The sequence below is a fragment of the Butyrivibrio sp. AE2015 genome (assembly GCF_000420825.1).
Classification (GTDB): Bacteria; Bacillota; Clostridia; order Lachnospirales; family Lachnospiraceae; genus Butyrivibrio.
This window is the reverse complement of sequence record NZ_ATVR01000001.1, coordinates 135,663-146,950: the sequence shown is the minus strand read 5'-3', so window position 1 is coordinate 146,950 and position 11,288 is coordinate 135,663. Positions and strand designations below refer to the sequence as shown.

9 protein-coding genes are annotated in these 11,288 nt (G+C 40.5%); 2 read left to right on the top strand and 7 right to left on the bottom strand.

Translation table 11 applies throughout. From position 1 onward, the window contains the following. Positions 1-84: 84 nt before the first annotated feature. The 7 genes from ftsH to G585_RS16610 form a co-directional block, all read right to left on the bottom strand. A complete protein-coding gene (gene ftsH / locus G585_RS0100680; protein WP_022772263.1) occupies positions 85-1,944 on the bottom strand; it encodes an ATP-dependent zinc metalloprotease FtsH in 1,860 nt (619 codons plus the stop codon). A gap of 24 nt (positions 1,945-1,968) precedes the next feature. Next, positions 1,969-2,493 (bottom strand): hypoxanthine phosphoribosyltransferase, encoded by a 525-nt coding sequence (hpt, locus tag G585_RS0100675; protein WP_022772261.1) that lies wholly within the window; start codon positions 2,491-2,493, stop codon positions 1,969-1,971. A 1-nt stretch (position 2,494) separates the two neighbouring features. Further along, complete coding sequence (gene tilS, locus G585_RS0100670) at positions 2,495-3,913, bottom strand: tRNA lysidine(34) synthetase TilS (RefSeq protein WP_022772260.1); 1,419 nt, start codon at positions 3,911-3,913, stop codon at positions 2,495-2,497. 72 nt (positions 3,914-3,985) lie between these two features. After that, positions 3,986-4,297, bottom strand: a complete 312-nt coding sequence (locus G585_RS0100665) for an FtsB family cell division protein (RefSeq protein WP_022772259.1) — start codon at positions 4,295-4,297, stop codon at positions 3,986-3,988. A 71-nt stretch (positions 4,298-4,368) separates the two neighbouring features. Next, complete coding sequence (locus tag G585_RS0100660; RefSeq protein WP_022772257.1) at positions 4,369-4,608, bottom strand: RNA-binding S4 domain-containing protein; 240 nt, start codon at positions 4,606-4,608, stop codon at positions 4,369-4,371. Next, complete coding sequence (locus tag G585_RS0100655; protein ID WP_022772256.1) at positions 4,609-6,420, bottom strand: PEGA domain-containing protein; 1,812 nt, start codon at positions 6,418-6,420, stop codon at positions 4,609-4,611. It abuts the gene before it with no gap. 14 nt (positions 6,421-6,434) lie between these two features. Next, on the bottom strand, positions 6,435-7,778 hold the full coding sequence (locus G585_RS16610; RefSeq protein WP_022772255.1) for a CCA tRNA nucleotidyltransferase: 1,344 nt from the start codon (positions 7,776-7,778) through the stop codon (positions 6,435-6,437). A gap of 97 nt (positions 7,779-7,875) precedes the next feature. On the opposite strand from G585_RS16610, the gene G585_RS0100645 reads away from it, so the two are divergent. Both G585_RS0100645 and G585_RS0100640 read left to right on the top strand, forming a co-directional pair. Further along, positions 7,876-9,597 (top strand): GGDEF domain-containing protein, encoded by a 1,722-nt coding sequence (locus G585_RS0100645; protein WP_022772253.1) that lies wholly within the window; start codon positions 7,876-7,878, stop codon positions 9,595-9,597. Continuing rightward, on the top strand, positions 9,590-11,272 hold the full coding sequence (locus G585_RS0100640) for a GGDEF domain-containing protein (RefSeq protein WP_022772252.1): 1,683 nt from the start codon (positions 9,590-9,592) through the stop codon (positions 11,270-11,272). Before G585_RS0100645 ends, G585_RS0100640 begins: the two co-directional genes overlap by 8 nt. Positions 11,273-11,288: the final 16 nt, after the last annotated feature.

Here is an 11,288-nt window from a genome sequence, read left to right as displayed (position 1 = left end):
CTAACACCCACACCCCTTAGCGTAAAGACCAATACTCCACAAATATACTAAAAACAGCTCTTGGTTTTTGTGCATTTTGTACAATTAGATATCCAACTCTATGGCTTCAGGGAGTTTCTTGCCTTCAAATAAAGCCTCGAACTCTTCCCTTCCGATCTTTTCCTTCTCGATAAGAAGCGCTGAGCTCTGGTGCAATACATCTTCATACTGAAGAATTATTTCCTTAGCCTTTGCATAGCACTTATCGATAATAGCCTTTACTTCTTTATCAATTTCACCGGCAATAAGTTCACTGTGATTTTTCTTATGAGAAATATCATACCCAATGAATACGTCTTCCTCATTCTCATCATAGTTGATCACGCCGATATTGCTTGACATACCATACTTGGTAACCATGCTTCTTGCTTCCTGTGTTGCTTTTCTGATGTCGCTTGAAGCACCTGTTGTAATATCTCCAAAAATAATTTCCTCAGCAATTCTTCCACCAAGAGAAACCATAATATCCTGAAGCATTTTCTTTTTGGAAAGGAACATATCATCATTTTCCGGAAGTGGCATAGTATAACCTGCTGCCCCAAGTCCTGTAGGAATGATCGAAATTGTATGAACAGGTCCCACATCAGGAAGCACATGGAAAAGAATCGCATGTCCTGTCTCGTGGTAAGCAGTGATTTTTTTCTCTTTTTCTGAGATTATCTTGCTACGCTTTTCTGTTCCGATACCTACTTTAGTGAATGAAGAATTGATATCTTCCTGATTGATGAACTGTCGGTTCTCTGTAGCCGCTTTAATTGCAGACTCGTTTAAGAGGTTTTCAAGATCAGCTCCTGTAAATCCAGCTGTTGTCTGGGCAACCTGCTTAAGATTCACATCATCTGAAAGAGGCTTGTTCTTGGCATGTACCTTTAGAATAGCTTCTCTCTCACCAATATCAGGTCTTGTAACAGTGATCTTTCTGTCAAAACGACCTGGTCTCATGATAGCCGGATCAAGAATATCTACTCTGTTAGTTGCTGCCATAACGATGATTCCTTCATTTACCCCAAAACCATCCATTTCAACAAGCATCTGGTTTAGTGTCTGCTCTCTTTCATCGTGGCCGCCGCCCATACCTGTGCCTCGTCTTCTGGCTACAGCATCTATTTCATCGATAAAGATTATACATGGAGCATTCTTTTTAGCTTCAGCAAAAAGATCTCTGACTCTGGAAGCACCAACACCTACAAACATCTCAACGAAATCAGAACCTGAAATTGTAAAGAATGGAACTCCGGCTTCACCGGCTACTGCTCTTGCAAGAAGAGTCTTACCTGTACCTGGTGCACCTTCAAGAAGTACACCCTTGGGGATTCTTGCTCCTACTTGCGTGAATTTTCCAGGATCTTTTAAAAATTCAATGATCTCTGTAAGCTGTTCTTTTTCCTCTTTAAGGCCGGCAACATCATCAAGTTTTATCTTGTTGTCATCGGCGCTCTGGAGCTTAGCACGGCTCTTTCCAAAATTCATCATTCTGTTATTTCCTGAACCGGAAGCCTGCATATTGGTAAACATTGAGAAAATAAAGACCATAAGAATCAGTCCTACAACAACCGGGATTATACCGGTTATAAGGACGTTTTCAGACGGCACATCTTTGACTTCATAGTTTATGCCGTTATCTGCAACCAGCGTTTCGATAGCTGTCACATCTGTAGAATAAAAGGTCACATCATCAAGTCCGCCATTAAAGCTAACACGGACGGCACCTGTCGGTGTCTCTGTGTTAGGCATAATGACTACCCTTCTTACTGTACCTTCCTGTATATCTGCCTCTAACTGTGTTCGTGAATATGCCCCGGTATCTGATGTCATAAATCCCTTAGCATACTCAACAAACACTACCATTATCAGTAAAACTACCACAATGGCAAAAATTGAATTATAACCCTTTGTACGATTCAACTTCTGAATTCCCCCTTTTAGAAGTTAATTAAACTCAACCACTCCGATATATGGTAAGTTTCTGTATCTCTGATCATAGTCAAGGCCGTAACCAACTACAAACTCATCAGGAATCTCAAATCCTGTGTAATCAACCTTAACATCTGTAACTCTGCGCTCAGGCTTATCAAGAAGTGTGCAAAGCTTAATGCTTGCAGGCTCTCTGTCTCCGAGCATCTTTATAAGGTAAGAAAGTGTTCTTCCTGAATCAACGATATCTTCAACAATAAGAACGTGTCTGTCCTTAAGTGGCTCATCAAGGTCCTTAACGATCTTAACAACACCGCTTGATTTTGTTGAACTTCCATAACTTGAAGCTGACATAAAGTCCATTGTTACAGGAACTGTAATTCTCTTTGCGAGTTCACACATAAAGAATACACCACCTTTTAAAACACAGACAAGATGCACTGTCTCTCCCTGATAATCTCTGCTGATTGCCTCTCCAAGCTCCTTTATACGCTTATCTACCTCTTCTTCTGTAAGTAGTACACGAACTGACTCAGCCACTTTAATTACCTCCATTATCTATAGCTACAGCTAGTATTTTTTTAGTATTGTCACTAATTTTATAGGAACAACTGATTCTATATCCGGGAACCCATAAACAATGGTTTCCATCTGCAAGAATCCACAAGTCATCTCTTATATTCACAGGTATTTTTTCATCTGTCATAAATTTGGATAATTTCTTCTTTTTGACAGCGCCGTTTTGCTCTATACAGATATAGTCATCCGGCTTCCTGTGCCTAAAAATAACTTCTTGTATTCTATCACAATCAAACCATTTAGTATATGTATCTCTCGGAATAGATGTTTCTCCATTATACGACATTATGTCAATTGTTGCGACACCAAATCGGGGAATGTTCAGTTTGTATCTTTCGCCAATTTCAAGTTTCTTAATAACAAGCTGATCATCCTCTTTTTCAGACTCGTTACAATCTTTATTTTCCGCCAAAAACATTATTTCATAACTTCGAATAGCAGTGAGATTATATGGCAAATCCACCCTTGAAGTCCCTTCTTTGCTGCTTATCAGTGACATTACCGCATCAACATGCCTTGCCGTAATATCTTTCCTATTAGGCGTAAGTATCTCAAAGCATCTAAGAACAACGTACTTCTTTATAATTTCAGGCGTATTAGCGAGTTTTTTTAGATCAATCCTAATTCCATTATTGTCTTTTTCTGACACTTCTTCAAACACTTTGACTGCCTGGTCTCTGATATAGTCCTCAGCCATGGCAAAATCTTTTGTCGCCCTGTAAATATGCTCAACAGCTGAGCTATTAATTTCTTTTTCCACATATGGAATAACCTTATTTCTAAGCTTGTTTCTTGTGTGGATATTTTCAAGGTTTGTGGCATCTGTGCAAAAAGAAATCTCTTTTTCCTTAAGGTAATCCTCGATTTCATCTCTTGTCACACACAGCAGGGGCCTTATTATGTTATCTCTGACAGGCCTTATTCCACCGCCGCCACGAAGTCCGCTCCCCCTGAAAATATTGTGGAGAAAGGTTTCAGCTACATCGTTTTGGTGATGAGCAATAGCAATCTTGGCTGCGCCTTCACGTCTCACTAATTGAGAAAAAAAGTCATAACGAACTATTCTTCCGGCTTCCTCCTCGGAAAGCCTGTTATCCTCTGCAATCTGCGGAACATCTTCTTCCAAAAGGTGATATCTGATTCCTCGCTCTTCGCAAAATCTTCGGGTAAAGTCCGCATCCTCTCCGGCTTCTTCTCTGATTCCGTGATTTACATGGGCCGCGATAAGCTCAATCTTCAGTATCTCTTTTAATATAAAAAGAACTGTGATAAGAGCAGTTGAATCCGCACCTCCTGAAAAGCCAACGATCACCTTATCGCCGGCCTCTACCATCTCATTGTCCCTTATGAAGTTTAGTACTTTGTTCTCAAAATTATTCATTCTTTTCTCAAATTAAAACGCAGACCCCTTACGAATCTACGTAACGATGTCTGCGCTGGTTTCAATAATTAATTATTTGCCTTCATTTCTAAAGATTATTTCTCCTGGATAAACAAGTCCAAGCTTGTCTTTAGCGGTATCTTCTATATATTTACGCGTCTGTGTATATCTCTCGAACTCCTGAATCTCTTCTGCTCTGGTATACTCTGCATCGATCTGCGCCTGGAGCTCCATCTCCCTCGCCTGATACTCGCCAGCTTTCTGCATAAGTCCAATACTCTTGATAGAAACTACGGTCACAAGAATAAGGACTACAAAACTAGCCCAGAGAATACCAACTCTGTTCTGAGAACGACGCCTCTTATAGCGTGCTCTGGTTGCCATATCGTACCCCCACATAATGCGGAATCACATAAATTCTCTAAATACATTCTAATACACTATTAAATCGACTGTCAAATATATCGATACAGGTTTGTTACATCCTCTTTGTGGATTGTTTCCTGGACGTCGAGCACTTCTACGCTGACGTCCTTGTTTCCAAAGTTGATGGTTATCTTGTCGCCGACCTTTACATCTACTGATGCTTTGGCAGGCTTTCCGTTTATCTGAACTCTTCCCGCATCGCAGGCTTCATTTGCTACGGTGCGTCTTTTTATTAATCTTGTTACTTTTAAATATTTATCTAGTCTCATTTAATTTTCTCCTGATGCCTCACTAGCTGCGTCGCTGGCTTTTTCTGAATCATTTGTTGTCTTACCTGTACTTGAAGAGTCGGTCTGTGAACTATCGATATCCTCTTTTGAGGTTTCTGTCGTATTTGTTGTTCCTTCAGTAGAAGTTTCTTTTGTGGTTTCTTCTGTCGCTGCGCTCTTACTCTCTGACCCCTTATCCGAAGTAGAACTTGTAGAAGCACTTGATGCTCCTGAAGAACCGCTCGAACCGGATGAACTTCCTGAAGAGCTACTAGAACTTGCATCCGAACTTGATGAACTGCTTGAGGATGAGCTTGAAGATGAACTGCTGCTCGATGAAGAACTACTTGATGAGCTGCTTGCAGAAGTTGCTGAAGCGCTGCTGTCTTCGCTCTTCTTTTTCACCATATCAGCAAATCCATAGGATACATTATCTTCGCTCTTATCAATCTTGATCCTGTAGCTTATTGTCTCATATCCGTTTCTTTTTAGTATAACTTCATGATTGCCTGATACTTTCTGAACTCTTGTAGGAATCACGCCCACATAATATCCATCAAAATAAAGCTCTGCATCAACAGGTTTATCAAAGTAGATATAATATCCATTGATAACCTTATTTGAAGAATCACTTGAGCTGTTACTGCTGACAGTTGAAGCCTTGGATGCCGAAGCAGATTTCTTTGATATAAGTTCATTGGCATTTGCCTTCTTTACGGCCAGACTTGATTTGGCTGTGCTGTTATTCACAGTAGCATTGTTTATAGATAAAGAATTGGTTGAAGCTTCCTCACTATCTGAATCTTTTTCAAGTTCTATGCTTACGATAGACTTGGCTGTACCAACTTTAAGGTATCTGTTCTGTGTTATATAGCCCTCAGCCATGATCTTGAGATTGTGGTAACCATACTGAATAGTCTGTGGCACACCTGTAAGGACCTTCTGCCCATCTACAAAAACTTCAGCCGTTTCCGGAACTATTTCGAAGGTTACAAGGCCCTCTTTTGGCTTATTTATGGTTATATCACTGGTATCAACTACGGTTTCCTGATTTCTTGTAATGTTTACTTCAGACTGGTAATTGGCTCCATTTCCAAGTATCTGAAGATTATATTGCCCTTCAGGTGCACTTAGCAGCATGTTGGGGGATATCTTGTGTATCACCTCATTGTCCAGCTCTATCCATGCACCCACAAGGCTCTGCTCTTCAACTACGTCTGAGGAAAGTCTCACGTAACCATGTCCTCCGGTTACTACTACGCTGTATATTTCGCGGCCTATGCCAGATACTTTTATCTTATCGGTAGAAAGAATATTCTCTGCAATAGCAAGCTCTCCATCCGCCAACACAAGAGCTTTGTTATCTATTCTGTAGATCTCATCCTTGATACGGGCTGTTCCGTCATTTCTGACAAGCTCATGATCTTTGGTGCTGTCAACTACCCATGCATCTTTTGACACATTGAGCGTTGTGATGTGCTTGGTACTCTTCAAAAAAGTAACATCAACGATCTGTCCGACCTCCAGCATCTGCGCCGAAAGAACTGTTCCTCTGGCATCATACATCATGCTGGTGTTGTCATAATCAAGCGTATAGGTCTTTCCAGTCGCATGATTTCTCAAACGGATCTGCTTCTTTTCAGTGTCTATTGACCTTATGGCCGCAGTATCCGCAGAATCGTATTTACCAACCATTGATATGGTTACTTTATTTGTAGTCACAGCTAGTACGCTTGTTGATGATGACAGCATTACTGCCACTGCCATACATAAAGCTGTACCTATCCTGACTGCACATCCAAAGCTTCTCATGATCTACCCCTCATTTATTCTGATCCTTCAAGAAAACTTTTTAGGCGCTCCGGCTCTAACAAATAGTCCTTGCTGTTATGTTCTGGATTATCGAGAACGTCCTCCAGCATTGCTTTGAGAACAGTTCCAATGGCCTTTCCCTGAGAAACACCTGCTCCCATAAGGTCTTTTCCGTTAACAGCAAGATCCTTAATATATATTGGTTCCTTTTTTGCCAGTATCTCTTTATAGATGCTATTTGTGTCGTCTATCAGTTTAAGCTTCTCTTCTCTATAAAGCTCACTCTGTGCAAGTGTATCTGCATATCTGACTTCTATGAACCTCGGAAAATCATCTCCGATCCTATTCATAGCTCTTCTGACATTTCGCGGCGTAGCAGGAAATCTGTCGTCGTGATATCTGATCAGATTACAGGTCCTGTCCATTGTATCCCTGTCAAATTTTAGCCGTTTAAAAATCTCTTTTGCCATGGATACACCGACTTCGGCATGGCCCTTAAAATGTGATATTCCGTCACTATCTATACTCATTGTAGCAGGTTTTCCCATATCATGCATCAGCATTGTGAGCCTCAGAATCCTGTCAGAGCGCACATTCTGTACTGACTTCATGATGTGTTCTCCCACATTATACATGTGATGCGGGTTATTCTGGGGTGTTTCCATACACCTGTCAAACTCAGGAAGTATCACCTTCGTGATGCCAAGTTCATAGGCTGTCATTAGCCTCTCAGGATGATCGGATAAAAGAAGTTTCACAAGCTCTGTCTGTATTCGTTCTGCACTAATGTTTTTTAACGTATCAGCCAGTTCGGAAATCGCATTTTGGGTCTCATCCTCTATTGAATAGTTCAGCTGAGCCGCAAATCTTACAGCTCTCATGATCCTGAGAGCATCTTCAGAAAATCTCTCTTTGGGATTTCCAACGCATCGGATAAGACCTTTCTCTATATCCTCCATTCCTCCGAAGCGATCGATTATGCCTTCCTCATCATTATAGGCCATGGCATTTATCGTGAAATCTCTTCTTTTCATATCCTCAGTGAGGTTTTTGGTAAAAGTCACTTCACTTGGATGTCTGGAATCCTCATATTTCCCATCTATTCTGTATGTAGTCACCTCATAGCCTTCTTTTCCAACCATGATAGTGACAGTACCGTGCTCGATTCCTGTGTCTATAGTTCTTTTAAATAGCTTTTTTGTATCCTGGGGAAGCGCATTGGTCGTAATATCCCAGTCACCGGGAATCCTCCCCAATATGCTGTCTCTTACGCATCCGCCAACTGCATAGGCCTCAAATCCTGCCTCATGAAGCCTGTCCAATATCATTTTTACATTATCCGGTAATTTGATCTTCATACCTTCATAATAGCTTAATAAACTGAAATTGTGAAGAATTCACTGGGATTTTTAGTCGGTTGGTTATATACTTGTCTTATAACTATGAGGACACAAAATGAAGTACAAATATGATCGTAAATTGTTCGTTGCCGCGGCTTTTGCCCTTCTATTTGCTTTGCTTATTCTCATGGGGTCCTTTTCAAATATCGAGACTCCATTTTTAAACACCATAATAGACCTTAATGATAACTGGCAGATTTCTTTAAACGGCAACGTTTTAGATTCACATAATCCATCCAAGACAAATATCGGCGTTATAGATGAGGGTGATGTTGTTGAACTGACAACTACTTTACCCTCTATTTCTGATTACGCGGATCCTTGTCTTTCTTTTTATGCAATTCACTCGCTTATCGAGGTCAGTATAGATGATGAAGTCATCTATTCCTTCGGGCATGAGGCCTATGAAGCAGGCAGAACTGTTCCTAAGACCCACACTGCTATTCCATTAAAAAGAGAATACGGCGGTAAAACCTTAAAAATATCCCTGACAGGCGCGAAGGCTTCTGCATTTTCAGGATTATCTTCAATTTTTATAGGTGAAAGAAAAGACACTTTTGTCGGTGGTATCATTGTGAGAAGGCTCAGCATCCTGTCGGGAATTTTCCTGATATCTCTTGGCTTTTTGCTTATTATTCTTTCTCCTTATCTTTTGTTTTATCACAATAACGACACCAGACTTGTCTTTAGCGGCTTTATTTCTCTATTTCTGGGATTTTATATAATGTCCTATTACGGCCTTATAGACCTTCTTATTGGGAATCCAACTCTCAACACTATATGCGAATATGTATCACTTTATAATATCCCGACCTGCATATTGGGCTATTTGATGTCGGTCTTTTCCGGTAAAAAGAAACAGCTTTTCCGTTTTATGTTTATCACGAACCTGACTTTATTCATTATAATAATTATTCTTCACATCTCACAGGCTGTGCGTTTTACAGACTTCACCATGCCTCTGCACACTTTAGCAGCCGTCGAAAGCTCTATTGCTATGTACCTCATAGCCAAGAATCTTATCAATAAAAAGACATCTTCAGATAAAAAATTTCTTTTGTCTGATTCTATATTCCTGTTAGGGCTCTCGATCTTCATGATCGCATCCCTGATAGACATTGTGATCTACAACTATAACAAGTACTTCTCTGCTGCAGGTGAAGCTAATTCTGATATAACCATAACCACAATAGGCGCACTGATCTTTGTGTCCTGCCTGCTTATCAGTTACCTTTACTACAATATCTACAGCAGTAACTTTGAAACCATGCAGAGTCATATTGTCAATCTCGCTTACACCGATGCACTGACAGGACTTGCCAACAGAGCACGCTGCGAACAGGTAATGGCTATTCTTTCAGAAGACCGCGGCACATATACCATCGTGAGCCTTGACCTTAATAAGCTAAAGCAGGTAAATGATACTCTTGGCCACCATGAAGGCGATCGCCTTATCGTTGGTTTTGCAACTATTCTTTCCGAATGTTTCTGGGATGCAAATCTTATAGGTAGAATGGGCGGTGACGAGTTCATAGTTGTAATGACTGATGAACACGCACTTAATTGTACAAAGAGAATACATGAACTTTACAATATAATCTCAGAGTGGAACAGCAAGGAACAGTCCTTCCAATACAGCACTTCTTATGGCTATGCTTACAGCTACGAAGTGCCAAACGGACTTGCCAGCGAAGTATACATGCTTGCTGACTCCAGAATGTATGAGATGAAAAAAGAACATAGAAGTGACAACAGTAAGGAGGTAGAAAATGCGTAAACTTCTATCCTTCTTGGGACTTGCAATCGCAATACTGGTGCTAATCACAGTCTTCTCACTCCAGTTTTTCAAGATCACTCCACAATCCAAAATGGAAACGCTTGAAAACGGGTGGGTTGTAATGTACCGAGGTCAGCGCTACATCAATACTAACCTTGAACGGCTGAGTGAACAGGTAGGCTACACTTTTTCAAGAGGTGACATAATAACGCTTAACATGAACAGGCCTCTTCAGAATCTTGAATGCGATTTTCCTTATCTGTTCTTCAAAACGCAGTTTTGCGCCTATGAAGTATTTCTAAACGACCAGCTGATCGAAGCCTCAGACCTTGATGCTCTGGACTCAAATAGATTCGTAGGCACCGGTTACAATATGGTCCCCCTCGGAGAAGACTATGTTGGAAAAAAACTAAGTATTAAACTCTACGTTACAGAAAACAGCACCCGAGTAGATATGGTAAGTCCCACTATAGGAAGCTTTGATGATCTGGCCAGACGACTAATCTATGGTGCATTGTTCCCTCTTTTCACCGGAATTTTCCTGATTCTTTTTGGCCAGGTGTTCTTAGTTATTTCTCTTACATTTTACCTTAGAACTTCAGGTGTAAGAGTACAGATCATCAGCTCTATCATCAGTGTATTATTGGGATTTTGGATAGTTACAGCCTTTGATGTGTCCGATTTTATGATAAAAAAATCCGCAGCGACGCTTATTTCCTACGGTTCCATCTATCTCATAATACCTTGCATCTATCTTTTGCTTAATGAGCTGCACAGAAGGCAGGACAATACCCTTCTTCGAATAATGGGCTTCTCAACCCTTGGCTTTTCCGCGCTGTTTATTATTCTGCACATACTGGGATTAGTACATATAAATCACTTTATCTATCCATATTATGTACTGTCCTTTGCCGGGATACTGATATTTCTTTATTATGTTTGGACTGACATCCGCAGTCGCAAAAGAAATGCCTCTGTAAACATTATAATGCTGGGCTTATTCGTCCTTAGTATGTGCCTTGTTTTGTATGTTGGAATCGCCCTTTCCATGAAACTTGTTGATTACAGACAGAGCTTTTTAGCCACTATATCTATCCCTACAGGCGCCATATTTTTTGTGATTACTCAGCTCCTCAACTACTTTATTTTCATGACTCATTCTTTTGCTCAGAGAAAAGAATATGCTTCTCTTTCTCAGATTGCTTTTGAAGACACCCTCACAGGCCTCTTTAACAGAGTAAAAAGTGATGAGAAAATGGCTGAACTGGACAAAACTGGTGATGATTTCTGTTTGATTAGTCTTGATCTAAATGGACTTAAAGCGGTAAATGATAACGCCGGGCACCCTACAGGAGACAGACTCTTAAGGTCTTTTGCCAATGCTCTTTATACAACATTTAATTCTATAGGAACCTGCTACAGAATTGGCGGCGATGAATTTCTTGTTATTACAAGTACTACAGATAAGGCAACCATAGATTCACTTCTTCAGCAGCTTGATAAGAAACTGTTAGATCTCGATGAAAGCGATCCTGAGATCAACCACAGCGTCTCCTATGGCTATGCCTTCCGTTCAGAGACTTCAGAAAATGAGGCCCATGCGGCATTCATGCTGGCCGACAAGAAAATGTACAATTATAAAAGAAAGTATTATTCTCATATGATGAAAAGATAAAAATAAGCATACAAGA